This window comes from Rhizobium sp. P2_G9, from assembly GCF_056403475.1.
Map to the genome: position 1 here is coordinate 17888 of NZ_JBFUFK010000006.1, position 23492 is coordinate 41379.

Below are 23492 nucleotides of genomic sequence, written 5' to 3' on the forward strand. Positions count from 1 at the left end.
GTATCCTCTCCCGCAAGGGGCGAGGAAAAACTCACGGCTCCCGCTCTGCCTCAAGCGAGACCGGTGATCGTGGCACCCTGCCTCGCCCCTTGCGGGAGAGGATAGTAAGCCCGCGAGAGCGTAAGCGATCGCTCGGGCGCACTTGGTGAGGGGTAATGACGCTCGAATGTGCATCGATTCAGATCTCACGCAGCCTTCCCGTCGGCAAACTTTTCGATCGATTGCGCCAGTTCGCGATGCTCCTTCGCGTACTCCTCGAGTGCAATCCCGGCCACTGCCGCCTCCCAGGCCTGCTGCACCGCCTTCACCCCCGCCCCCGGTCCGCCGGGATGGCTGACGATGCCGCCGCCGCAGAGGTAAAGCAGATCGGTCGAGCCGCCGGTTGCGGCAATCGTGTCCGGCGCCTGACCCCCCCATTGACCTGAGCAGACCACCGGCATGGCAATGTCGCACTCTGTGAACAGCGGCGTGCTGACCGCCTGGTAGGAGCGGATAAAACTCTCATCCGGCTCCCAATATTTGGCACGGATGCCATTGATCTGAAACTGGTCGACGCCCAGCAGCCGCCAGAATTGCTGCCAGACGGAGAATTCGAAGCCCAGGCCCGGATGGCGCGTGAGAATGTCCCAGCCGTTGCGATGGCCATGCAGCGCTAGGCCGGAGCGCTTGCGCAGGAAGGACATGCCGCCGAAGCCGATGGAATTGATGTTGACCACGGCGGCGTTGCCGCCGGCCGCCAGCACCATGTCGTGATTGCGCATCATCTCATCCGGATCGGTATGGCTGATGCCGAAGGCATACATGACCTTCTTGCCGGTCTTCTGCTCGTGATCGAGGATGCGCGGCATGATCGCGGCGACCCGCTCCTTGAGCGGCGAATAGGCCGGGCTCATCAGTTTCTCGTCGTCCTTGATGAAGTCGACGCCGGCTTCGATCAGTTCGCCCACCATCTCCGCCGTCTCGTGCGGCCGCAGCCCAAGCGCCGGTTTGACGATCGTTCCGATGATCGGTCGTTTCTCGACGCCGGTCAGCCGGCGGCTGCCGGGAATGCCGAATTGCGGGCCGGGATAGGCGGCGGCGAATTCCTGCGGCAGCTTCATGTCGACGATGCGGATGCCGGTCAGCCCCTTGATCGAAAACACGCCGCCGATGGCGATGGTCATCAGCGCCGAGAGGTCCGTTCCGATCGCATCCATGGGAAAATCCACGTCGGCGTCGGCGCGGTTGAAGCGTTGCGCCGCGGCGCCCTCATCTGGGAAGGATGGCTTGTCGGTGTCCGGCAGCGGCCGTATGGCGACGACGCGCGCAGCAACCCGCGCCTTCAACTCCTCGGTCTCGCCCGGAACCGCGACGAACGTGCCCGTCGACTGGTCGCTGGCGATCTTGTTGGCCATCGCCTCCACCGAGCCGGGCGTTTCTATCCTGTATGTCAGGCGGATCATGGCATCCTCCTCGCCCATGGCGTCGGCTTGCAGCTTCATCGAAACTGGTATAATGAGTATTTATGTGAATACAAGTCGCGCCGCTGCAAAAGCGGTGGTGCGTCGGACAATTTATGTATAAAAAAGCCTGTCATTCCCAGGTGATCCATGAACATTCCTTCCGAGCCGATCCTCCGCAGAAAACTCTCCGATGAAGTTTTTGCCCGCCTGAAATTGCTGATCGAAAACGGGGAATTGAAGGCCGGCGACGAGATGCCGTCCGAACGCGAGCTGATGGAGCGCTTCGGCGTCGGCCGTCCGGCGATCCGCGAGGCCATGCAGGCGCTGGCCGGCAAGGGCCTGGTCGAAATCTCCCATGGCGAACGTGCCCGTGTGCTGCAGGTCACCGCGGAATCGATCTTCCGCCAGGTCGACCTGCCAGCCAAGCTGATGCTGTCGGGCTCGGCAGATTCGCTCGAACATCTGAAAAGTGCTCGCATCTTCTTCGAGCGCGGCATGGTGCGCGAGGCGGCCGGGAAGGCCACCGCCGATCAGATCGCGGAATTGCGCGCCCGCCTCGCCCGGCAGAGCGAAAATCTCGGCAATTCCGAAGCCTTCATCAATGCCGACATGGCCTTCCACCAATATATCGCCCAGATCTCCGGCAACCCGATCTTCGCCGCCGTCAGCGAAGCCATGCTCGGCTGGCTGAAATCATACCATACGGAAATGCTGATCTGGACCGGCCGCGAGAACTATACGCTGGCCGAGCACGAGGAAATCATCCGCGCCATCGAGAAGGGCGATCCCGATCTCGCGGAAAAAGCGATGATCAAGCATCTTGAGCGCTCACGGGCGCTTTATGCGATGAAGGCGCAGGGCTAAGGCTGCTCTTTTTTCGTCACCGGATGAATCGGTTTGTCGATTTGCTGGCCTCAATACCGTGGCTGTTCACTTCTTGTGAGGAAGCTCGATGCTTTTTATTTTTTTGAAAGTCGCCTCATCAAAAACTTCGACGAAAGAGCCCGTCGGAACCGAGCCATCGAATAGAACTGGATGCATCATCGATAACACCTGATCGGGAGAATTGGTGTAGATGTAAATCGAGAAAAACCCCTCGCCTGCTTCATCGCCGTCGACATTCCCCGCATTGCCAATATCGCTTCCGAGTCGATCTTCCAGGTCGTAGAAACCGAAAGTCTCCCCTTCAGCGCCGAAGGTGGAATCGCTCAACTTTACATTTATCTTAATGAGATTGGTTTCGTCTGCTCGGCTCGGAATCGGAGACAAGCACAGCATCGCGCCGATCGCGATTGGTATAATCCTCTTCATTGTCTGGATCACGCCCCCTCAACCGTGCCACTTGATTGGCCGAAATATGCTAAGCGACGTGCATTGCCGTCGCAAGATCGCATCATTGGCAACGGTATTTATCCCGGCCTTTCGGGGGTGATGGTGCAAACCAACCGCGGCGTTTTCTGGAGTTAACGTGTGACGCGCGCGCAACCATACGGGCCAAGCACGATGGTATCAGTCGCACTGGTAGCGCGGAATTCACCGTCCATGACCTCGACCGCTCGCGCGCCGTCGAGCACAACCCTCTGGGTCTCTGGCGTCGTATTGGCTAGCAATAGTGTCGTCGCCGTCGACAGGCCGACCACTGCATCCGGGCGCGAACTCTCGATAATGTGCAACGCCTGGCCTGATAGGGCACCGAGCGCGGCGATCACCGCAGCCAGCGGCCGCAAGGAACCTGCGTCTGCTGGTTCGCCTCCCCCGGCGACCAGTCCAAACGGCCCGGCCAGCGTCGACAGCGTCAGCACTTCAAGACCGGCCTCCGCCACCGTCGCGGCATAGGCTAGCGCCCAGGCCGCACCGAACTGGCCGGCGTGGCGCGGGTCGGCATTGGCCATCGGGATACGCGACAGTGCCGGATTGTCCTTGGCGGCGCTGCCATAGGGATTCTGGCGCATGGCGATGGTCGAGGGGCCGATGCGATAGGGCTTGTCGCCATAGAGGCTGCGCACGGATTTCACCACATAGCGCAATGCCTCGAAAGTCTGCATGACCGAGAGATCGTCGGCGGCATGCACGATCGGGTTGGTGCAATGGCTGACATAGTCGATCAGGTCGTTCGGCACGCGCTTGCGGTTGAGCTCGGTGAAATAGGAAAGCATGCCGCCGCCTAGCCGGACGCCTGGAAAAGCGTTTCGCGCAGCAGCGTAGATGTCTTCGAGCGGCGGGCAATCGGGCCATTTGCTGCCGGGCGGCGTCGATTGGCGGTCCACGGCAGGGCTGACGAACAATGTGTCGAGCGCGAGACCGGCCTGCTTGACCATATCCGCGATATCGCCCAGCTCCATGTCGAGAGGACGGATGCAGGGCACCGCAAGCTCCAGCGTCACCCTCAGCCCGGAAGCTTTCGCCAGTTCGGCATAGCCCTTGAGCGCCTCGATGCCGTGACCGGCAATCGGATCGAAATGGGCGATCAGATGGCGGGCGCCGATTGCCTTCAGCGCATCGAGCGCCGCAAGCTCCTCCGCACGGCATTCCGGCCTCAGACCGATGCCGATATCCGGCAGAGGCACGCCGGTTTTCTTGATCGTCAGGTGGACCGGCGCATCGTTAGCGACAGCGGCAACCGCGTCGCCGGTGACACGAATGTCGACGGTCACCTTCTGCCGCAACGGCTCGCCCTTGCGGACCAAATAGGGCCAGGGCAACGCCAGCGGCCGCACATAGGTCTTATAGGACCCATCCGTCCAATTGCGCTGATCCTCCATCTCGAAGACGTCGCCCTCGAAACGGGTTTCCGCTGAAATGCCCTTGGCGACGGCATGGGTGATCGCCGTCATGTCCATGAACGGCTGCCAGGGATCGATGAGTTCTGGCCAGTGTGAATGTTCGATCGAGCCGTCGCTGTGCTCGACCGACACCGGCTGGCCGGCGACGCCGTTCAATGGGTGGAGCACGGTGAAGCCGGCGCGGGCGGTCTCGAAATCGGCATCGCTCACGCCTTCCGCTTCGAAGACCAGCGTGCCACCGGCCGAGGCAAAGATACGCATGCGGCAATCGAGATTGGCGCCTGATGGCGCGGCATAACGGGCTCGGTAGCGCACCGAAAATTGTTGATGACCACTTTCGATTGACAGGTCGGTGAATTCGGCCTTGCAGGTACCCCAGTCTTTGTCGCGGACGAGGAAGGAAACGGCGCGCAGCACTTCATGGCCCATGAAGCGGATGGTCCGGAGGTTGCCGTCCTGGAGGGTGACCGTGAGGGGGCCGGCGGAGAGTTCACGGTTTTCGGGTTCAGGTTCGGCTGTGCCGTAGAGGGCGAATGTCGATTGATCAATGGTCACGGTACCCTCCATGAAACTTAGAATTCTCGGCCACCCCCCTCTGCCCTGCCGGGCATTTCCCCCTCAAGGGGGGAGATTGGCAAGCGGCACGCTTCCCGCCCAAAACCTCTGTCGAGCACAGGGCGTGGGCCAGAAGTTTGTGGCAGAGCGGCGCCCCATCCAATCTCCCCCCTTGAGGGGGAGATGCCCGGCAGGGCAGAGGGGGGTGAGCCACTTGCACCCCCAGAAATCACCCCAGCAGCGTCTTCAATTCCACCGTCTGCCCCTTCTCGGCGCTCAGATAAGCTGCCTCCACCAGCGCAAACGTCTTCAGATTATCATGCCCCGACGTGTCCGGTTCCTTGCCTTCCGCCAGCCTTTCCGCCCAGTGCTTTTCGATCAGCGCCACGCTCTCCTGCACATTGTGCCACGGCTTCGTCGCCCAGGGCAGCAGGTTGGGTTCGACAGAACGGCGGTCGGCATGGCCGGACTTGTTATAGACAACGAGCTGATAATCCTTGTTGAGCCGGATCGTACCCTCGGAGCCGTCGATTTCGACCAGCGTTTCCGGGAACTGCTCTTCCGGCAGGAAGGTGCTGTAACTGCAGTCGACGATGGAAGTGATGCCGTTTTCATGGCCGAGCAGCATGGTGGCGACGTCCTCGCCGGCAATGTCGGGGCGTACCCGCGTGGTGCGCGCGGTCATGGTGGCGACATCGCCGAACAGGAAGCGGGCGATGTCGAGCGCATGGATGCCGAGGTCCTCGACGATGAAGCGCTTGCCCTTGGCGAGATAGGGCTGGTTGGCGAACACGTCATAGCCGGAGCGGAACGATACCCGGCCCCAGAATGGCTTGCCGATCACGCCGCTTTCCAGTGCTTTCCTGGCTTCGAGAAGCGGCGTCTGCCAGCGGAAATTCTCATGCACCATCAGCGGGATGCCAGCATCATCGGCGGCCTTGACCATGGCCTTGGCGTCATCGAGGTTGAGCGCGAAGGGTTTCTGGCAGATGGTCGGCACCTTGTGTTTCGCCGCCAATTCGACCAGCGGCTTGTGGCTGCCGACCGTGGTGGCGATGTCGACGAAATCGAAGCCGCCATCGGCGAACATCTTTTCCGCGTCGTCATAGCGCCGCGCTACGCCGAATTCGTCGCCGACGATGCGCAGCCGCTCAGAATCCTTGTCGCAGATGGCGACGATCTCGACCGTATCGAGGTCCTGCCAGCCATGCATCTGGTTGATCGCGAAAAAGCCGCAGCCGATCACGGCGCCTTTAAACTTAGCCATTTCAATTCGCTCCCTTTGCCATCTGCATCAGCGTCACCCGCTGCTGCAATCGGCGCTGTGCCTGATCAACCACCACCGCAACAATGATGACAAGCCCTTTGATCACCATCTGCCAGAAAGAGCTGACGCCCATCATGACCAGGCCGTCCGACAGGATACCAATGACGAAGGCGCCGATGATCGTGCCGCCGATCGTGCCGCGTCCGCCCGACATCGACGTGCCGCCGAGCACGGCCGCCGCGATCGCATTGAGCTCGAAGGATTCGCCCGTGGCCGGATGCGAGGCCATCAGGTCGGACGAGATCACCAGACCGACAATGCCCGCACAAAACCCGGAGAACATGTAGACGAACATTTTGACGCGGTTGACGCGGATGCCGGACATGCGAGCGGCGCGCTCATTGCCGCCAACGGCAAAAATATGCCGGCCGAGCGGCACGTAGCGGGCGAAATAGGCCGCCACCAGCGCCACGACGATCAGGATCCACACCGAGACCGGCAGGCCGAGGATCTTGCCGGCACCGAGGAAGCCGAAGCCGGTATTGTCGAGATCCGGCTTACCGACGAGATTGGGAAAAGTCTGGCCGTCGGAGGAAAGCAGGGCGAAGCCGCGCGCCACATAGAGCGTGCCCAGCGTGGCGATGAACGGCGCGACATTTAGCCGGGTGATCAGCAACCCGTTGATGGCGCCGATGACGATGCCGACCACCAGCACGATGAGCGAGACTTCGAAAATGTTGAAATAGACGGTGTAGCCGATCGGCAGCTGGATGCCGTGCAAAATCAGACCGCCGGCGACCATGCCGCAGAGGCCGACGATCGAACCCACAGAGAGATCGATTCCGCCAGTGACAATGACGAAGGTCATGCCCATGGCGAGAAAGGCGTTCTGCGCCACATGCTTGGACATCAGCAGCATGTTCTCGGTCGATAGGAAGTTCGGCGCGAAGATCGAGAAGAAGACGATGACGGCGATCAGCGCGATGAAGGTCCGGAGCTTCATCAGAAGAAGCAGGAAGGAGCCGCTCGTCTGGCTGCTTGTGCCGGAAGTTTCGGTCACGGTCGTCATCAGGCATGGTTCCTTTTGCTTTTATGGCCCTCGGCCGAAGCCGAGACGATCATCTCCTCGGTGGCGTCCTTGCGGTCGACGACCGTGATCAGTCGGCCATTGCTCATCACGGCGATGCGGTCCGACAGCGCCATGACTTCTTCGAGGTCTGAGGTGGAAAACAGGATGGCCAGTCCTTCGCTTGCCAGCCGCCGCATGGTGCGGAACACATCCGCCTTGGCGCCGACATCGATGCCGCGGCTGGGCTCGTCCATCAGCAGCACTTTCGGCCCGGTCATCAGCGCCTTGCCGATGACCACCTTCTGCTGGTTGCCGCCCGACATAGAGGTGACTTCGAAATCGGGATTGCGCGCTTTGATCGAGAGGTTGCGGATCGCTTCGCCGATGGCCCGCTTTTCGCGGTTGAGGTCGATATGAAAACCACCGCGGACGAACTGGCCAAGGCTTGCCAGTGTCAGGTTGCCGGCGATCGACATCGATTGCACCAAGCCCTCGCGCTGCCGGTCTTCGGGGATCAGGGCGATACCTTCCTTGATGCGGCGGGTCGTATCATGGCCACGCAGTTGCTTGCCGTCGATGAAGACCTGGCCGGTATAGTGATCGTAACGACCCATAATGCATTCGAAGAGTTCGCTGCGGCCGGCGCCCATCAGACCGTAGATGCCGAGAATCTCGCCCTTGCGCACCGAAAGTGACACATGATCGACGGCATAGCCGCCTTGCGCCCGCGGCAGGCAGATATCCTCGACGCGGATCACCTCTTCGCCCAGCGCATGTTCGCCCTGTTTGGCGAAATCCTTGGCGTCGGAGCCGATCATCGAACGAACGATCCAGCGCGTGTCGATATCCCTAACCATGGCATGGCCGGTGATCTGGCCGTCCTTGAGCACAGTGATGTAATCGCCGATCCGCATCAGCTCTTCGAGCCGGTGCGAGATATAGACGATCGCCACGCCCTTTGACTTGAGGTCGGCGATGACACGAAAGAGGATATCGACTTCGGCGGCGCTGAGCGCCGAGGTCGGCTCGTCCATGATCAGGATGCGGCTGTCGAGCGACACCGCGCGGGCGATCTCGACCAGTTGCTGCTGGCCGATCGGCAGGTCTTCAGCCAGCGTCTCGGCGGAAATGCCGGCCTCTAGGCGGTTCAGGAATTCATTGGCTTTGGCGACCTGCGCCTTGTGGTCGATGCCGAGCACGCCGCGGGTGATCTCGCGGGTTGCGAAAATGTTCTCGGCAACCGAGAGATTGCCGAAGAGGTTGAGTTCCTGGAAAACGATGCCGATGCCGTGCTTGACCGCATCGGCCGTGCCGCTGAGCTCGATCTTCTTGCCGTCGAGAAACATTTCGCCGAGCGTCGGTTGTTCGACGCCGGCGATGATACGCATCATCGTCGACTTGCCTGCTCCATTCTCGCCGACCAGTACGTTGACCGCGCCGCGCCGGAGCTTCAGATTCGCCTTCTTCAGCGCGACAATGCCGGAATAGGCCTTGGTGATGTCGCGCAGTTCAAGGATCACATCGCCGTCATCGATCTCGGCCATGGCTCAGCCCCCGATCGTCATCGTCGCCGGCACGAATTGCGGCAAGTCGCTGCCCGAGGGCAGCGGGAAGGCGCCGAGCGCCTGAACCTTCTTGCCGACGAGATTGTCGCGCGGCAGCTTTTCGAGCACGGTCTTATTGACATGCAGGTTGAACGACTTGCCGAATTGCGCCCATTCGATCTGGTTCTTGAATTCGTTGAAGTCGACGAAATCGAGTGCGTCGCGCAGCGCCGTGCCCCGGATCGCCGGGCCGATGAAGATGCGCACATCCGCCTTCTTGTCGGCATTGACGTCGACATCGACATACGCGGCGCGCGACGTGGTCTCGGCCGCGACGACCGTACCGTCGACCTTGGCGACATAGGCCCAGGGGGCATTGCCCACCTTTTCCTTGTGTCCGTATTTGGCGCCGGCCGCATCCGGGTTCTTGGCGATCTCGGCCATCACATCGGGAAAGTTGCCGGCCGTCTTGTCGAGATAGGGCACGACCTTGGAAGCCCAGATTTCGGCGACACGCTTGTCGGGGTCGAAAGCGGTTGCCGCGGCCTGCTTCTGCTCGTCGGCGGTTTTGACGAACTTGCAGCCGCCAAGAGCCAGCATCGAGGCGAGCGCGACAAAGGCTATGGCCTTGATCTCGGGCATGGAATGGAAACTCCAACAATCAAAACGGATGCAGGGCGGCGCAAGCCACCCCGCATCGCAGACTTTTCGGCAGGGATCACTTGCTCAGCGCAAAGGTTTCCAGCTTGCCGGCATTGTCGGCAGTGATCAGCAGGCAGTCCATGAGCTGCTTTTCTTCGGCCGGCTTCTTCTTGCTCTTGATGAAGGCGTCCGCCTGCTCGACAGCCATCTGCGACTGAGCATAGGCCGGCTGCAGCACGGTGGCCTTGATGCCACCAGACTTGATCGAGTCACGCACATCGTTCGAACCGTCGAAGCCGACGACGATCAYGTCCTTCTTACCGGCGGCCTGAAGCGCTGCAATCGCGCCCATGGCCATGGTGTCATTGCCGGCGATCACGCCCTTGATGTTCGGATTGGCCTGCAGGATGGTTTCCATCTTGGAATAGGCTTCCGTCTGGCTCCAGTTGGCCGACTGCTGGGCGACCATTTTCAGATCCGGATAGTCATCCATGACGTCATGATAGCCCTTGGAGCGGATGCCGGCATTGGTGTCGGATTCCTTGCCCGTCAGCTCGACAAAATTGCCTTTTTCGCCCATCAGCTTGACGAATTCCTGGCCACCGAGCTGTGCACCCTGGTAGTTGTTGGAAACGATCTGGGCGACGGCAACGCCGGAGGCGTTGATCTCGCGGTCGATGAGGAAGGCCGGAATGCCCGCATCCTTGGCCTTCTGCACAGCGGCGACAGACGCGTCGGCGCCGGCATTGTCGAGGATGATCGCCTTGGCGCCGCGACCGATGGCGGTGTCGATCAGCTGGCTTTGCTTGGAAGCGTCGTCGTCATGGACCATGACGAGCGTGTCGTAGCCAAGCTCCTTGGCCTTGGCTTCGGCGCCGACCGCTTCGGCCTTAAAGAATGGGTTGTCGTGGCTGGGCGTGATAATGGCGATCAGGTCCGCGGCAAAGGCGGGCATTGCGACGCTGGCGGCCATGATGGCGGCGAAACCGGCGATCGTCAGTCTACGGGTCATGTTCATGCTTCTCTCCTCCGTGTTAGGCGCGGGCAGCCCTTGTCTTTGGCGAAAGGTGCCTTGATCCCGCGCGATCAAGCGGCCGGCGCACCCCCGCACCGGCCGAAATCCGATCCTGAAAGATCAGGTAATCCGCTGGATGCTGGCGGCGATCTCTTCCGGCTCGAAGACGCGCTTCCAGTCGTCGCGCATCAGCACCGGCTTGCCGAACTCGATCGCCTTGTTGCAGGCATCCGAGAACACGCCCTGAACCTCTTCGAAGATCACGGCGCCGAGCACGTTCATGTGACCCAGCAAGAAGTCGCGGGCGGCTTCCTTCGGCACGCCGCGGCGGACGCATTCTTCCATGGCTTCGCGCATGATGACAAGCAGCGAAGCGCAGACGGTTTCGGACAGACCGGGCTCCAGCAGCGCCATCTGTTCGACGGTCACACGGTGCGAGCGCATCACCGGCGCCCAGATCGTCTTGGCGATTTCCTCGCCCAGCGCATAGGCGCTTTCCGGGCCCTGCATCAGCGCCGAGACGATGTGTTGCTTGGCATAGAGGCCACCAAAATGGTCATGGATCGCCTGCGGATCTGTCTCGTCGTTGAAGATCGGCGGATGGCAGGGATGGGTGACGAAATAGGTGAGGTCGTCGCGCTGCGGCAGGTGGCCGGCAAAAGGTGCTGCGGCATCGAGCGCGATCACGATCGTGCCAGCCTTGAGCTTGTCGTTGATGCCGGCGGCGACCTTGCCGATCGCCGTATCCGGCACAGCGAGGATGACGACGTCAGCGCCATTCAGGCCATCGTCGGCGGAAACACAATCGAGGCCGAGATCATTCTTGAGGCGCGCCCTGCCGGCATCACTGACTTCGACATGGCGCACGTCAAAACGCGAGCCCTTGAGATTCTTCGCCAGCCGATAGCCCATTTTGCCGCCAGCACCGAAGAGTGCGATCGATGTCATTGCTGACCTCCCTGGATTGTCGCCTTTGGATGGATCGCCGGCGCGTTGTCGTGTGCGCAGGTTTTCGCCTGCTCCTGGATTGGTCATWTCGACAACTGGTATAACATGTCAATGACTATTGGAGATAACATGTCAGCAGACACCACTGACTTCGCGAATTCCTGAATTTGCTCAAAGCTACCCATCTGATTTCTGGCAAATCATCCGGATTTCAGCGACAATCCGGGAGTTCTGGAACTATGGGCGTGCTTGATATGATCCGGGTATCATCGACCGAATTCAGCAAAGGGGCGGAACGCTATCAGGGCATGGCCCTATCTCAACCTGTCATAGTAACGCGCAACGGGCGTGACCATACGGTGACGATCTCCATTGAAGAGTATCGCCGTCTTAAGAGGCGTGACCGCGAAGTATTGGGCATTGAGGATTTCACCGATGCGGACATCGAAACCGTCCGCCGTGCCGAGCCTTCCAAAGGCGCGGAAGGCTTCAATCACGAACTTGATCCATAACGCGCGGCTTTCCCCAATCACGTTCCCGGTATGGTCATTCGCCGTGTCCTCTCACGTAATTCGAGAAACCTCGCGACCGTGCGGCTAATCTACCCGCTGGCCTGCGCTGTCGAACAGATGCAGATATTTGCCCGGGAAACTCACATGCAACGTGCGGCCTGGATCGAGTGCCGCCCGATCCAGCGTGAATGCCTTGAGCGGCAGGCCGTGCAGGGAAAGATGCAGGATGATGCCGAAGCCGGTCGGCTCGACCAGTTCGACATTGGCCTCCAAGCCTTCGCCGCCGAGGACGACATGTTCGGGGCGGATGCCGAGGGTCACGGGAGAATTGGCCTCCACGGGCCTGGGAGCGCCGCTCGGGATGATCGTGCCGTTGGCGAGCCGGAGATCGGCATGATTGTCCGACGATAGATATTTACCCTCGAGGAAATTCATCCCGGGCGAGCCGATGAAGCCGGCGACGAAGAGGTTGGCGGGACGGTCGTAGAGATCGAGCGGTGAACCCACCTGCTGCACTATGCCGCCATGCATGGCGACGATGCGGTCGGCGAGCGTCATCGCTTCGATCTGGTCATGGGTGACGTAGATCGAGGTTGCCTTGAGATCGCCGTGCAGCTTCTTGATTTCGGCACGCATCTGCTCGCGCAGGCGCGCATCGAGATTCGACAGCGGTTCATCGAACAGGAAGGCCTTTGGCTGGCGGACGATGGCGCGACCCATGGCAACGCGCTGCCGCTGGCCGCCGGACAGCGCCTTTGGCCGACGTTCGAGCAGTGGGTCGAGGCCGAGTTTGGAGGCGGCATTGGCGACGGCGCTGGCGATCTTATCCTTCGCCGTCTTCCGCAGTCTGAGGCTGTAGCTCATATTGCCGGCGACGTTCATATGCGGGTAGAGCGCATAGGACTGGAAGACCATGGCGATGTCGCGGTCCTTGGGCGCGAGGTCGTTGACCCGCTTGCCGGCAATGGCGATGTCGCCAGCGGAGACTTCCTCGAGGCCGGCGATCATCCTGAGCAATGTGGACTTGCCGCAACCGGACGGGCCGACAAGGACGATGAATTCGCCGTCCTTGATGTCGAGGTCGACGCCGTGCAGCACCGCGACCTTGCCGAAGGACTTTTGGACATTCTGGATATGGATCGATGCCATGGGTCTAACCTTTGACCGCGCCGGCCGTCAGGCCCTGGACGAGATAACGCTGGATGAGCAGGAAGAACAGGCCGGCCGGGATGAGCGCCATGACGCCGGCCGCCATCATCTGCCCGAAATCGACGGAGAATTTTGACACGAATGTCAGCAGGCCGACCGGGAAGGTCGCCGCGTCATTGCCATTGATCAGCATCAGCGCGAAAAGCAGTTCGCTCCAGGCGGCGGTGAAGACGAAGCCGAGCGTGGCGGCGATGCCGGGCAGCGTCAGCGGCAGGATGATCTGGCGGAAAGCGGTGAATTGCGTCGCGCCGTCGATCATCGCCGCCTCTTCGAGATCCTTCGGGATGCCGTCGAAGAAGGATTGCATCAGGAAGGTGGCGAAGGGCACGTTGAAGGCGGTGTAGACGATCACGAGGCCCGTCAGGCTGTTGGTCAGATGCAGTGGTGACAGGATCTTGAAGATCGGCGCCACCAGCATGACGAGCGGGAACATCTGTGTCAGCAGCATCAAGGCCACGATCCAGTATTTGGCGCGAAAATTGAAACGCGACAGGGCGTAGCCGGAGAGCGAGGCGCAGACTGTGACCGCAATGGCGGTGGAGGCCGAGACGATCAGGCTGTTTTCGAAGAAGGTCGGGAAGGCCGAGTGCTGCAGGACGAAGAGATAATGCTGCCAAGTGGTCTGGGATGGCCACATCCGCACGCCTTCGGTGTAGAGCAGATTGTCAGGTGTCACCGACACTTTCAGCAGCCAGTAAAGGGGGAAGAGCGCGAAGGTGATGTAGCAGAGCAGCGCCAGGCGATGCAGGATGGTGGGAAGGATCAATCGCGGATTCATCGGCTCAATCCTTGTTCAGCAGCATCTGCCGGAGCAGAATGATCAGCATGGAATAGGCGAGCAGCAGGATCAGCAAAACCAGCGCGATCGCCGACGCATAGCCGAAATCGAGCCGCCGGAAGGCCTGGGTAAAAATGTAGCTCGCGACGATCTGCGTCCGGTCGGCCGGGCCGCCGGCCGTCATCACCACGATCAGGTCGGCGAAATTCGACACCCAGACGGTGCGCAGGAGTACGGTGATGGCGATGGTCGGCGCCAGGAAGGGCAGTGTGATCGAGCGGAAACGCTGGAACCAGGTGGCGCCATCGATCGAAGCGGCTTCGTAGAGATCGCGCGGGATCGCCTGCAACGCGGCCAGCAATGTGATGGCGAAGAAGGGAATGCCCCACCAGACATTGGCGATGATCGGTCCCCACATCGCATAATGCGGATCGGAGAGGATATTGCCGGGCTCGCTCATCAGGCCGAGGCCATAGAGCCAGTGCGGAATGGGGCCGATCACCGGATTGAACAGCCAGGCCCAATTGAGTCCGGCAAGGAAGCTCGGCACGGCCCAGGGCAGGAAGCATAAGGCCTGCACCACGCCCCTGCCCCAGAAAGGCTTGTCTAGCAGCAGCGCCAGGATGAGCCCGAAGATGAATTGCAGCGCCACAGAGGCCCCGGTCCACCAAAGGGTGTTTTTCAATGCATAGTAGAAGGCCGGATCCCTCGCCAGATCACGAAAATGATCGAGGCCGACAAAGCCGCCGGAGAAGGGATTGAGCAATACGATATCACGGAACGCATAGGAAATGCCGACCGCGAGCGGCGCCAGCATGACGGCGGCAATCAGGATCAGCGACGGCGCGCTATAGAGATAAGGCGTCGATGCGTCGGCAAGACGTGTCAGCCAGGGCTTGCGGTCATGCCGCCCGTCGATCCTGTCGGCGGAGATTGTCATCGGCCAAGTGTTCCCAATGGCGGCGCTTCTGCGCCGTTCTCAGATAATTGTCAGGATTGGCGGCGACAAAACCCCGAATGCCGCCGCCAAGTCTCGCCAGGTTATTTCTTAGTGGCGAGGAATTTCTGCTGTGCCTTGGTCAGGTAGTCCGCCCACTGATCGGCCAGATCCTTCGGCGAAATATCGCCCAGCATCGCCTGCTGCGAGGTTTTGATCGCCAGGGAATCCTTGAAGAAGGCGAATTCCTCGAGATAGGTCGGCATCACGGTCGGCACCGTGTTGCTGTCGGCCAGTTCCTCGAACCAGCCCTTGAACTGATCACCCCTGTAGAACGGATCGTTCTGGGCGGCGGTGTAGGCCGGCAGCGCGCCTATGCGCTTGTTCCAGGCGATATTGCCTTCCGGGCCTTCGAGTGTGGCGATCAGCTTCCAGGCCAGATCCTTGTTCTGGCTGGTGGAGAACATCGACCAGCCGCCATAGCCGATGGTCGGGAAGGACTTGCCGTCCGGACCCTTCGGCAGCGGCGTGACGCCGAAATCGTCCTTGCTCATGCGCTCGGCAACCGCGATCAGAGCATCCGGATCCTGGTCGAGGAAGGCGCAGGTGCCGGAATAGAAGCCGGCGACGACTTCGTTGAAGCCCCAGTTGACGCTATCCTTGGGGGCCAKGCCCTTCTTGTAGAGATCGACCATCCATTCGATGCCCTTTGCCCAGCCAGCGCTGTTCATCGTCGAGGTGCCGTCGGCATTGAAATAGGTGTTGTTGCCGGCCATCGAAGCGGCGAAGATCATCCAGCCGTTCAAGCCGCCCGGACCGCCGCGCATGCAGTAGCCGTATTTGCCCGGCAGCTTGGAAACGGCCTCGGAATCCTTGACGAACTCATCCAGTGTCTTCGGTGGCTCGGAGACGCCGGCTTCCTTCAAAAGCTTCTTGTTGTAGAACATGGCGCGCAGATAGAAGCCGTAGGGCAGCATATAAGCGGTGTTCTTGACATCGCGGCCGAGTTCGAGTGCGCGCGGCGTCAGTTCCTTGGTGTGCTCCCACTTGGCGAGATAGGGCTCGAGGCTTTCGAGCATGCCATTGTTGCCATAGAGCGACAGCCAGGTGTCGGGCATTTCCATCACGTCGGGCGTGTCGCCGGCCGAGACCATGGTGGCGAATTTCTGGAAGGCTTCGTTCCAGGGCAGCGAGATGATATCGACCTTGGTGCCCGGATTGGCCGCTTCGAACTTGGCGACGATCGACTTCAGCGTCTCGGTGCGCTCGGGGCTGGTGATGACTTCCACGAGCTTCAGCGTCGTGTCGGCCATGGCTGTACCCGCCATCATGGCGGCGAACAGGGCTGCGGTTATCAGTCTTTTCATGGTTCTTCTCCCAGTTGTTGTCGTCGTTGTGGCTGTTACGACGCGGCTGTGATTGCCGCATCGAGATCGCTCCACAGGGCCTCGGTTCCTTCGAGGCCGACATGGAGGCGTACGGATCGCGCATGGATGCCGAAGGCTTGCGCGGAATTCGGCTGCGCTTTCTGCTGCAGCACCACCTCGCCCGGTACGATCAGGCTTTCGTGGCCACCCCAGCTGACGCCCAGCTTGAAGAGTTTCAGGCGATCGGCAAAGGCGCGGATGTCGATGCCCTCGCGGAAGATGAAAGAGAACAGGCCGGACGTGCCGTTCAGGCCCGCCGGCAGGCGATTGGCAAGGCCGGGATGGCAGACCTGCTCGACCAGCGGATGGGCCTGCAGTCGCCTGGCGACCTCCTTGCCGGCCGCTTCATGCGCCTTCATGCGGATCGGCAATGTCCGGAGCCCACGGATCAGCAGCCAGGCGTCGAAAGGCGAGAGCTTGCCGCCGAGATAGGGATAGGCTTCCGCCTTGATCCTGCCGATCAGGTCCTTCGAACCGGCGACAATGCCGGCGACGACATCGCTGTGGCCGCCGAGATATTTCGACGCCGAATGCAGCACGAGATCGACGCCGAGCTTGAGCGGTTGCTGGAAAATCGGGGTCGCCCAGCTGTTGTCGATGACGCTGACGATGCCGTGTTTCCTGGCCAGCGCGGCGAGCGCGCCGACGTCATGGGCATCCATCACCCAGCTCGTCGGACTTTCCATGTAAAAGAGCTTCGCGCCCGGCAGCGCCTTGGCGACCGCCTCCTCATCCTTGCCGTCGACATAGGTGACCTCGACCTTCATCTTCTTAAGAATCGTGCCGAACAGGCGGAAGGCATCCGGATAGACGTGGCGGACGGCAACGATCCGGTCACCCGGCGCGACGAAGCTCAGCACCGTCGACGAGATCGCCGCCATGCCACTGGCAAAACCGAGCGCATCCTCGGCTCCCTCCAGCTTTGCCAGCATTTCCTCGAACATGCGTACAGTCGGGTTAAGTCCGCGGGTATAGATCGGCCGCACCTTTTCGCCGCGATAAGAGGCGATCATGTCGTCATAATTGCTGAAGGTGAACAGCGAGGTCTGCACGATCGGCGGCACCACGGCCTCGAAGGCATTGCCTTCGTCATGGGCGACGATCAGCGAGGCAAGATCGAACGGTTCCGGACCGTCATTCATTTCGACATTTCCTTGATATCTTCCTCGACGACGTCGAGGATCTTCAGTGTTTCACGCCGCGCCGCCTCGGTATCCTGGGCGGCGATGGCGTTGAAAAGCGTGCGGTGGAACGGGAAGGAGCGACGGGCAAAGTCCGAACGGTCGAAGGGCTTGTCCCAGAAGCGCCAGAAGGTCTGCCGCATCTGTTCGAGGATCTGCTTGAATAGCGGATTGTGGGTGGCATCATAGATTGCCAGATGAAAGGCCAGATCCTGCGGCCCGGCGGTGCCTTCCGACATATGTACCCGCTCCATCTCGTTGAGCCGGTGCTCGATGGTCACCAGGTCCTTGAGGGTGCGGCGGCGCGCGGCGACCATATTGGCCTCGCATTCAATGCCGCGCCGCACTTCGAGCGTCTGCAACAGCACGTCGCGCAAATGCGTCGTGTCGAGCGACAGCGGCATGTGGATCGTGCCTGATGATACCGGCTTCAGCAAATAGGTGCCGCTGCCCTTGCGGGTCTCCATGACACCGAGCGCCTGGAAATGGCTGATGACTTCACGGATGGTGGAACGGCCAACGGCGAGCGCCGCCATCAACTCACGCTCAGCGGGCAGACGGTCGCCGGCCTTGAGATTGGCGCCGTCGATATAAGATGCCAAGGCTTCGATGACCTGCGCCGCCCTGTCAAGCGGCGGCAAAGGCGCGATGATCGGCCTGTCCTGCAATTCTGCCGGCATGGCGGCATATTCCCCGTTTCAATGTCAGCTTCTCAAATTGGTCTGACATCCTAGCATTTCGCAAGACGAGGCTCACGTCAATTGGTCTGACATCTGTCCTGTGGAAAAATTCGTGATCGCGAAAGTGGGATTTGGCGAATATATTTTTGCTTACCTCTGAAGCCGAGCAGGCCTTGCATGCCGAAAGCGGCCACAAACGGTCGCCTTCGGTTGGTATCCGATCGATTGATTGATTGCGGCTTAGAGAGCAGGCTAATTAGTGTGGTGTTTGCGGATGATGACACGGCGATGGTGATATCTATCCGCTTCCTTGCCGAGCTGGTAGCCGGTGACACCACCGATGACTGCGCCGACGGGGCCTGCGGCAATGGCTCCGGCGACTGCACCACCGACGAGGCCGGTGGTCTTGTTGCTGGCGGCATCAGCCGCCGTGCCAACAGCCAGGATCGAAACGGCTGTCATCGCAAAAACAAGTTTTCTCATGATCTTACCCTTTCCTATGACTGAGCAGATGAATCGTTGGCTTGCCAACGAAAGTCTGCTTAGTCCGGTATCATTCACCGTCGTCGTTTAGATCCACGCCAGGATCATCGTTCTGGTGAATGACGACATCGGGTTGCTGCTTCTTGATGATCACTGTCGGCTGCAGTCGCTCGATGACCACGGTAGGCTGTCTCTTCTGGACGACGATACTGCCCGTCGTGTCATCGTTGTCGATCACGGTGTGCGTCTCAATTTCGTCCGCGTAGGCAAGTGATGCCGTTGCGGGAGAGGCAATAAGAGCGGCGGCAAGCAGAATCCGCATTCTCATGACGAACTCCTTTTCTTGATTGGTCGATGTCTTGCAAACGACAGGAACAAGCGTTCGGTTCCGATCGAAAATCCGACGGCGGGCGGAAGCGGAATTCTGAAAGCGAGCCGGAATCTTCAGTTTGAAGTTTTGTCCCGCCAATTGTATAAAATGTGCAATCGCCGAATTATCGGCGCGAACAATATGGTGCGCTCCTTGGTTCCTGTCAGCAAAGGCCTGAAACACAAGACAATTTCCACGGCGGCGGCCGATGAAATCCGCAGCCGTATTCTTGGTGGGAGTTTCGCGCCGGGCTTCCAGCTCAAACAGGAAGACCTTGCGCAGGAGTTCGGTATTAGCCGGATTCCGATCCGCGAGGCGCTGCTGCTGCTCGAAAGCGAAGGCTTGGTGAAGATTATGCCGCATCGCGGCGCGGTGGTCGTCAAGCTCAGTGCCGAGGAGATCGAAGAGCTGTTCAACATGCGCATGCTGCTGGAACCGTTTCTGCTCGAACGCTCCGCGCCGCACCTGACAACGGACGATTTCGAGGCGCTCGGCAACATTCTCGCACGCTATGAGGATTCGATCGGCAAGCAGGACGTTGCGCGCTGGAACGACCTGAATGTCGAGTTCCATCTGCTGCTTTACAGCCACGCCCGCAGTCCGCGGATGCTGTCGACTGTGCACAGCCTGCTGAACGATTGCGATCGTCACACGCGCATCCAGTTGTCCAATATCGAGGCGGATCGCATGCGCGCCATGGCCGAACATGCCGACATGGTCAGGCTTTGCCGGGTTGGAAAATTTTCGGAAGCTGCCGCTCTGCTCTACACCCATATCGACCACGTGCGTGGCGGCTTGGTCGAGTTGCTGGGTAAAAAGCAGGAAACAGTCGAGGCGGCCTGACACCTTTGGCTCTTCGGATCGAGACTGAATCCAGCGCTCTCTACGAGCGCTGCTTAAGAAAGTTCGGCTCGCCCTGCTGAGCAAGGCGAGCCTGGAGGTCGCGCATCTGAGCGTAAAGGTCGCGCCTGCTCTCAGGCCGCCTTTTTCCTCGCGGTCGGCCGGGTAGCGGCAGCCTTTTCGACCATGGCGATGACCTCGGCGCGGCGGGCGCCGGTAAGCGGCATGCGCGGCATGCGGACGCGTTCAGAGCCGCGGCCCATGATCTGCTCGGCGAGCTTGATCGTCTGCACGAGGTCGTGCTCCGCATCGAGATGCAAGAGTGGCATGAACCAACGATAGATGCGCCGCGCCTCTTGCCAATCACCACGATCGGCGGCTGCGACCAATGCTACCGATTCTTCCGGGAAGGCGCTGGTGAGGCCGGATATCCAACCCTTGGCGCCGAGCATCAGGCCTTCCAGTGCGACGTCATCGAGACCGGCGAAGAGGTCGAAGCGGTCGCCGAACGCGTTGATCAGGTCGGTGAAGCGACGCGGATCGGGCGCGCTTTCCTTCACCGCCTTGATGTTCTTGACGTTTTCCAGCGACTTCAGCACGTCGGCGCCGATATTGACGCGATAGGCAGGCGGGTTGTTGTAGAGCATGATCGGCAGCGCGGTCGCTTCCGCCACGGCGCGGAAATGGGCGGCAAGCTCTTCGGGCTTCGGCACATACACCATGGCCGGCAGGAGCATCAGGCCGTCGGCACCGAGCTTTTCGGCATCCTTCGCATAAGCGATGGCGCGGCGGGTATCAAATTCCGAAATGCCTGTCACCACCGGCACGCGGCCATTCACCACTTCGACGGCGCCCTTGAGCACCCTGCGCTTCTCTTCGGGATCGAGCGAATTGTTCTCGCCGCAGGTGCCGAGAATGATCAGGCCGTTCACGCCATCCTTCACCAGCGCATCCTGGACGCGCTGCGTCGCATCCATGTCGATGGAAAGATCCTCGTGGAACTGCGTCGTTACCGCCGGAAATACACCATGCCAACCCGTCGTCATGCTCAAACCTCCAAGATTGTATAAAATCTTCAATATACAAAATTAAAATCGTGGTCAAGTGATATATCAGACGATGGGTAGAAAAATCGCCGAGCAGATTCGCTGCGCGGCGTCACGCTGGCTTCAGAAAGAAGCCGTGGCGCAAGCGGCGGCTGGAACAGGGCCAGTCAGGTTTTCAGCGCGGCGACGCACTTTCAGCCGGCGATGAATCCGCCGAGCAGACAGGTCAGATCAGCGTTCAGGAGCTGACGTCCGTTGAACTGCGCCACCTCCAACAGCAGTTGGCGCGACAGCGCAAGTGCCAGTCGACGGTCTGCCGGATGAGTTCCGGGACTTGAGTGATCTCGATCATCGTCGGTACCGCAATGCCCTTGTTACGGGCCACGTTCAGGCGGCTTCGATCATTGGCGGGACATCTGTTTGGACTCCCCTGCATTTGTCACCTGTAAAATATTTCGTCGATTTTCTCTATGGTGCCGAATAAATCATATTTTACATACGTAAAATATCTGACAGTCGTAAAGGACCGCGAAAACCCGGGCTGGATTTTGCGACCGGACCGCTCAAGCACGCTGCAAACAGGCTCTCCGTCGCCGATCGCGACGCCAGGAAAGGTCGGACCATGTCTCTCGTCGTTTACGATATATCCCTGAAGGATTCCGGAGTCATCGCCGAGCTCGGCACCTCGAACAGCGCCCTCATCGAAAGCGGTGTGACGCTCGCGAGCACGGGCTCCGAGGTCGTGCACACGTCAGGCAATAATCAGACAGTGAACATCCAGGGGACGGCATTCGGAGGTCTCTTCGGCGCCTATATGGGCGGTGCGGGTGCTTTCAATCAGACATTGATCGTCGGAGAGAACGGCTATCTTTCCTCGCTCCAATCGGAAGCGGCCATCCTCTGGGGGCATGGTTCCACCGTCGTCAATCACGGTGTGATCGAGGCATATGTCGCCAGTCTTGGCCTGCACGGAGACGGCGGCAATGACAGGATCGACAATAGCGGCACGATCCACAGCATAAACTATGACGGCATTTTTCTGACCGGAAGCGACAATGTCGCGGTGACCAATAGCGGCCTGATATCGGGCGCGGCCCTGGCGATCGATTGTGCCACCGACACCGGCAACATATCGGTTCGCAACACCGGTACGATGTCCGGCGGCATCTTCTTCGGCGACGGTGCCGACAGCTATGATGGAAGCGGCGGCGCCGTGTCGGGCCTCGTTCAGGGCGGCATTGGCGACGACCGGATCGTAGGCGGGGACGCCGCCGAACAGTTCGAGGGCGATGCAGGGCGTGACGTCCTCGCTGGCGGGGGCGGTGCGGACCATTTCATCTTCGCCGCCGCCCTGGACTCCACCGTCGCCAAGGCGGGCCGCGACCTGATCACCGACTTCTCTCATGTCGACCACGACAGGATCGATCTTTCCCTCATCGACGCCACGGCCTCGACCGAGGCGACCAACGATACCTTCCACCTGATCGGTACCGCAGCCTTCAGCGGCCAGGAGGGCCAGCTCCGTTACGTCTTCCACGGCGGCCACACCCTGATCTCGGGCGACACCAACGGCGACAAGACCGCCGATTTCGAAATCGAACTCGGCACGCATGTGGCGCTCGCCAAGGGCGACTTTCTTCTGTGACAGCCAACCCCTTCATGGTCTCCCCCTGAACGATACAAACGGAAAACCTTATCATGAGCACATTGAGAACCGTGACCGGCACCCTGGTGGGTGCCGGCTCACAGATCAACCTGGCCGACACCGACAGCCTCTACATCGCCGAGAACGGCATCGTCGCCAACACCAACCGCAGTGTCGGTAGCGCGCTCGACTTTGCCATCTATGGTTATGGCAGCCAGCAAACGGTGATCGTCGATGGGCAGGTCAGCGCCTATTGGGGCGGGGTGGTGCTGGTCGCCAACCAGACGGCTGCCAATTCAGGTCAGAAAGTGGAGGTCGGCGATACCGGCAAGATCTTCGCCGAGGTGGGCTTTGGCATCGCGGTCACCGCCGACAGCTCGTCGATACACAATGACGGCCTGCTGCTGGGCGGCGGCGGCATCTCGCTTACTTCCAATGCCAGTTGGAGGTCCGAAATCGTCAATCGCGGCACGATCGATGTGACCAACAATGCGATCCTCTACAAGGGTTCGGAGGATTTGACGCTGCTGAACCGCGGCGTGATCTCCGGTTTCGCCTCGTTCTATGGACAGTTCGGCACGGGTGCGGAGCATATCCGCAACAGCGGCGAGATGAATGGCAGCATCCTGCTCGGCACCGGCGGCGACAACTATGACGGCCATGATGGCATCTGCACGGGGCTGATCAGCGGCATGGCCGGCAATGACCAGATCATCGGCGGGCGTGAAGCCGAAACCATACAGGGTGGCGACGGCCGTGACATCCTGACGGGCGGCGGCGGTGCCGACCAGTTCATCTACCGTTCTCTTACCGAAAGCACGGCGGCGCGCACCGGCCGCGACCTGATCATCGATTTTTCCCATGCCGATCACGATCAGCTCGACCTCCGTGGCATCGACGCCACGTCGTCCGACCCATCGACCACCTCGTTTCATTTCATCGGCAGTCACGCATTCTCGGGTCAGGAAGGCGAACTACGCAACACCTTCCACCACGGCCACACGCTGGTCGAGGGCGATATCGACGGCGACAAGCATGCCGATTTCGAAATCGAGCTCGGCACGCATGTGGCGCTCGTCAAAGGTGATTTCGTGCTTTAGCCCCCAGGCAAGCGAACCA

General features: G+C 60.4%; 23 protein-coding genes and 1 pseudogene. 6 read left to right on the top strand and 18 right to left on the bottom strand.

All coding sequences use genetic code 11. The annotated features are described in order from the left end of the window. Positions 1-185: 185 nt before the first annotated feature. Positions 186-1442 (bottom strand): 3-oxo-isoapionate-4-phosphate decarboxylase OiaX, encoded by a 1257-nt coding sequence (gene oiaX / locus AC1DYF_RS06600; protein WP_477875896.1) that lies wholly within the window; start codon positions 1440-1442, stop codon positions 186-188. 147 nt (positions 1443-1589) lie between these two features. Here oiaX and AC1DYF_RS06605 point away from each other — a divergent pair, with 147 nt between their 5' ends. Beyond that, on the top strand, positions 1590-2306 hold the full coding sequence (locus tag AC1DYF_RS06605) for a transcriptional regulator NanR (RefSeq protein ID WP_477875897.1): 717 nt from the start codon (positions 1590-1592) through the stop codon (positions 2304-2306). 66 nt (positions 2307-2372) lie between these two features. Here the strand turns inward: AC1DYF_RS06605 and AC1DYF_RS06610 are convergent, their stop codons facing one another. The 8 genes from AC1DYF_RS06610 to AC1DYF_RS06645 form a co-directional block, all read right to left on the bottom strand. Continuing rightward, positions 2373-2654: a hypothetical protein gene (locus AC1DYF_RS06610; protein ID WP_477875898.1), complete on the bottom strand. Its 282-nt coding sequence runs from the start codon at positions 2652-2654 to the stop codon at positions 2373-2375. A gap of 251 nt (positions 2655-2905) precedes the next feature. After that, positions 2906-4780 carry a D-apionate lactonase gene (gene apnL / locus AC1DYF_RS06615; protein WP_477875899.1) on the bottom strand — a complete coding sequence of 625 codons (1875 nt, stop codon included), beginning with the start codon at positions 4778-4780 and terminating at the stop codon, positions 2906-2908. A gap of 229 nt (positions 4781-5009) precedes the next feature. Further along, a complete protein-coding gene (locus AC1DYF_RS06620) occupies positions 5010-6047 on the bottom strand; it encodes a Gfo/Idh/MocA family protein (protein ID WP_477875900.1) in 1038 nt (345 codons plus the stop codon). Between the two features lies 1 nt (position 6048). Next, positions 6049-7116 (bottom strand): ABC transporter permease, encoded by a 1068-nt coding sequence (locus AC1DYF_RS06625; protein WP_477875901.1) that lies wholly within the window; start codon positions 7114-7116, stop codon positions 6049-6051. Further along, the gene (locus tag AC1DYF_RS06630) at positions 7116-8660 is read right to left on the bottom strand and encodes a sugar ABC transporter ATP-binding protein (protein ID WP_477875902.1); all 1545 of its coding nucleotides are present in this window, start codon (positions 8658-8660) and stop codon (positions 7116-7118) included. Before AC1DYF_RS06630 ends, AC1DYF_RS06625 begins: the two co-directional genes overlap by 1 nt. Before the next feature lie 3 nt (positions 8661-8663). Then, positions 8664-9302 (bottom strand): DUF2291 family protein, encoded by a 639-nt coding sequence (locus tag AC1DYF_RS06635; protein WP_477875903.1) that lies wholly within the window; start codon positions 9300-9302, stop codon positions 8664-8666. A 76-nt stretch (positions 9303-9378) separates the two neighbouring features. Continuing rightward, positions 9379-10320: a substrate-binding domain-containing protein gene (locus AC1DYF_RS06640; protein WP_477875904.1), complete on the bottom strand. Its 942-nt coding sequence runs from the start codon at positions 10318-10320 to the stop codon at positions 9379-9381. A gap of 117 nt (positions 10321-10437) precedes the next feature. Beyond that, a complete protein-coding gene (locus tag AC1DYF_RS06645; RefSeq protein WP_477875905.1) occupies positions 10438-11265 on the bottom strand; it encodes a phosphogluconate dehydrogenase C-terminal domain-containing protein in 828 nt (275 codons plus the stop codon). A 239-nt stretch (positions 11266-11504) separates the two neighbouring features. Here AC1DYF_RS06645 and AC1DYF_RS06650 point away from each other — a divergent pair, with 239 nt between their 5' ends. Beyond that, complete coding sequence (locus AC1DYF_RS06650; protein WP_477875906.1) at positions 11505-11777, top strand: type II toxin-antitoxin system Phd/YefM family antitoxin; 273 nt, start codon at positions 11505-11507, stop codon at positions 11775-11777. An 84-nt stretch (positions 11778-11861) separates the two neighbouring features. Here AC1DYF_RS06650 and AC1DYF_RS06655 read toward each other — a convergent pair whose 3' ends face one another. The 8 genes from AC1DYF_RS06655 to AC1DYF_RS06690 form a co-directional block, all read right to left on the bottom strand. Beyond that, on the bottom strand, positions 11862-12926 hold the full coding sequence (locus AC1DYF_RS06655; RefSeq protein ID WP_477875907.1) for an ABC transporter ATP-binding protein: 1065 nt from the start codon (positions 12924-12926) through the stop codon (positions 11862-11864). A 4-nt stretch (positions 12927-12930) separates the two neighbouring features. Continuing rightward, a complete protein-coding gene (locus tag AC1DYF_RS06660) occupies positions 12931-13764 on the bottom strand; it encodes a carbohydrate ABC transporter permease (RefSeq protein WP_477875908.1) in 834 nt (277 codons plus the stop codon). A gap of 4 nt (positions 13765-13768) precedes the next feature. Beyond that, the gene (locus AC1DYF_RS06665; RefSeq protein ID WP_477875909.1) at positions 13769-14704 is read right to left on the bottom strand and encodes a carbohydrate ABC transporter permease; all 936 of its coding nucleotides are present in this window, start codon (positions 14702-14704) and stop codon (positions 13769-13771) included. Positions 14705-14805: 101 nt separating this feature from the next. Continuing rightward, positions 14806-16068, bottom strand: a complete 1263-nt coding sequence (locus AC1DYF_RS06670) for an ABC transporter substrate-binding protein (protein ID WP_477875910.1) — start codon at positions 16066-16068, stop codon at positions 14806-14808. 35 nt (positions 16069-16103) lie between these two features. Then, a complete protein-coding gene (locus tag AC1DYF_RS06675) occupies positions 16104-17270 on the bottom strand; it encodes a PLP-dependent transferase (RefSeq protein ID WP_477875911.1) in 1167 nt (388 codons plus the stop codon). Further along, on the bottom strand, positions 17267-17989 hold the full coding sequence (locus AC1DYF_RS06680; protein WP_477875912.1) for a FadR/GntR family transcriptional regulator: 723 nt from the start codon (positions 17987-17989) through the stop codon (positions 17267-17269). Before AC1DYF_RS06680 ends, AC1DYF_RS06675 begins: the two co-directional genes overlap by 4 nt. Before the next feature lie 252 nt (positions 17990-18241). Continuing rightward, positions 18242-18472, bottom strand: a complete 231-nt coding sequence (locus AC1DYF_RS06685; protein WP_477875913.1) for a DUF456 domain-containing protein — start codon at positions 18470-18472, stop codon at positions 18242-18244. Positions 18473-18542: 70 nt separating this feature from the next. Next, positions 18543-18800: a hypothetical protein gene (locus AC1DYF_RS06690; protein ID WP_477875914.1), complete on the bottom strand. Its 258-nt coding sequence runs from the start codon at positions 18798-18800 to the stop codon at positions 18543-18545. A 183-nt stretch (positions 18801-18983) separates the two neighbouring features. On the opposite strand from AC1DYF_RS06690, the pseudogene AC1DYF_RS06695 reads away from it, so the two are divergent. Both AC1DYF_RS06695 and AC1DYF_RS06700 read left to right on the top strand, forming a co-directional pair. Continuing rightward, positions 18984-19160: pseudogene (locus AC1DYF_RS06695) on the top strand (GntR family transcriptional regulator); the annotation flags it as partial. A 36-nt stretch (positions 19161-19196) separates the two neighbouring features. Continuing rightward, positions 19197-19685, top strand: coding sequence for a GntR family transcriptional regulator (locus AC1DYF_RS06700; protein WP_477876055.1), 489 nt, complete (start codon positions 19197-19199; stop codon positions 19683-19685). Positions 19686-19816: 131 nt separating this feature from the next. Here AC1DYF_RS06700 and AC1DYF_RS06705 read toward each other — a convergent pair whose 3' ends face one another. Next, entirely contained in the window at positions 19817-20728 is a 912-nt protein-coding gene (locus AC1DYF_RS06705) for a dihydrodipicolinate synthase family protein (RefSeq protein WP_477875915.1), read from the bottom strand. 622 nt (positions 20729-21350) lie between these two features. Here AC1DYF_RS06705 and AC1DYF_RS06710 point away from each other — a divergent pair. After that, positions 21351-22373: a calcium-binding protein gene (locus AC1DYF_RS06710; RefSeq protein WP_477875916.1), complete on the top strand. Its 1023-nt coding sequence runs from the start codon at positions 21351-21353 to the stop codon at positions 22371-22373. A gap of 53 nt (positions 22374-22426) precedes the next feature. Further along, positions 22427-23473 (top strand): M10 family metallopeptidase C-terminal domain-containing protein, encoded by a 1047-nt coding sequence (locus AC1DYF_RS06715; protein ID WP_477875917.1) that lies wholly within the window; start codon positions 22427-22429, stop codon positions 23471-23473. The last annotated feature ends 19 nt before the right edge of the window (positions 23474-23492 follow it).

Bases quoted from the DNA above. Each gene is read 5' to 3' on its own strand.
- oiaX (WP_477875896.1), bottom strand. From the start codon at position 1,442: ATGATCCGCCTGACATACAGGATAGAAACGCCCGGCTCGGTGGAGGCG.
- AC1DYF_RS06605 (WP_477875897.1), top strand. From the start codon at position 1,590: ATGAACATTCCTTCCGAGCCGATCCTCCGCAGAAAACTCTCCGATGAA.
- AC1DYF_RS06620 (WP_477875900.1), bottom strand. From the start codon at position 6,047: ATGGCTAAGTTTAAAGGCGCCGTGATCGGCTGCGGCTTTTTCGCGATC.
- AC1DYF_RS06625 (WP_477875901.1), bottom strand. From the start codon at position 7,116: ATGACGACCGTGACCGAAACTTCCGGCACAAGCAGCCAGACGAGCGGC.
- AC1DYF_RS06630 (WP_477875902.1), bottom strand. From the start codon at position 8,660: ATGGCCGAGATCGATGACGGCGATGTGATCCTTGAACTGCGCGACATC.
- AC1DYF_RS06635 (WP_477875903.1), bottom strand. From the start codon at position 9,302: ATGCCCGAGATCAAGGCCATAGCCTTTGTCGCGCTCGCCTCGATGCTG.
- AC1DYF_RS06645 (WP_477875905.1), bottom strand. From the start codon at position 11,265: ATGACATCGATCGCACTCTTCGGTGCTGGCGGCAAAATGGGCTATCGG.
- AC1DYF_RS06650 (WP_477875906.1), top strand. From the start codon at position 11,505: ATGGGCGTGCTTGATATGATCCGGGTATCATCGACCGAATTCAGCAAA.
- AC1DYF_RS06655 (WP_477875907.1), bottom strand. From the start codon at position 12,926: ATGGCATCGATCCATATCCAGAATGTCCAAAAGTCCTTCGGCAAGGTC.
- AC1DYF_RS06660 (WP_477875908.1), bottom strand. From the start codon at position 13,764: ATGAATCCGCGATTGATCCTTCCCACCATCCTGCATCGCCTGGCGCTG.
- AC1DYF_RS06665 (WP_477875909.1), bottom strand. From the start codon at position 14,704: ATGACAATCTCCGCCGACAGGATCGACGGGCGGCATGACCGCAAGCCC.
- AC1DYF_RS06675 (WP_477875911.1), bottom strand. From the start codon at position 17,270: ATGAATGACGGTCCGGAACCGTTCGATCTTGCCTCGCTGATCGTCGCC.
- AC1DYF_RS06680 (WP_477875912.1), bottom strand. From the start codon at position 17,989: ATGCCGGCAGAATTGCAGGACAGGCCGATCATCGCGCCTTTGCCGCCG.
- AC1DYF_RS06685 (WP_477875913.1), bottom strand. From the start codon at position 18,472: ATGAGAAAACTTGTTTTTGCGATGACAGCCGTTTCGATCCTGGCTGTT.
- AC1DYF_RS06690 (WP_477875914.1), bottom strand. From the start codon at position 18,800: ATGAGAATGCGGATTCTGCTTGCCGCCGCTCTTATTGCCTCTCCCGCA.
- AC1DYF_RS06700 (WP_477876055.1), top strand. From the start codon at position 19,197: ATGCCGCATCGCGGCGCGGTGGTCGTCAAGCTCAGTGCCGAGGAGATC.
- AC1DYF_RS06705 (WP_477875915.1), bottom strand. From the start codon at position 20,728: ATGACGACGGGTTGGCATGGTGTATTTCCGGCGGTAACGACGCAGTTC.
- AC1DYF_RS06710 (WP_477875916.1), top strand. From the start codon at position 21,351: ATGTCTCTCGTCGTTTACGATATATCCCTGAAGGATTCCGGAGTCATC.
- AC1DYF_RS06715 (WP_477875917.1), top strand. From the start codon at position 22,427: ATGAGCACATTGAGAACCGTGACCGGCACCCTGGTGGGTGCCGGCTCA.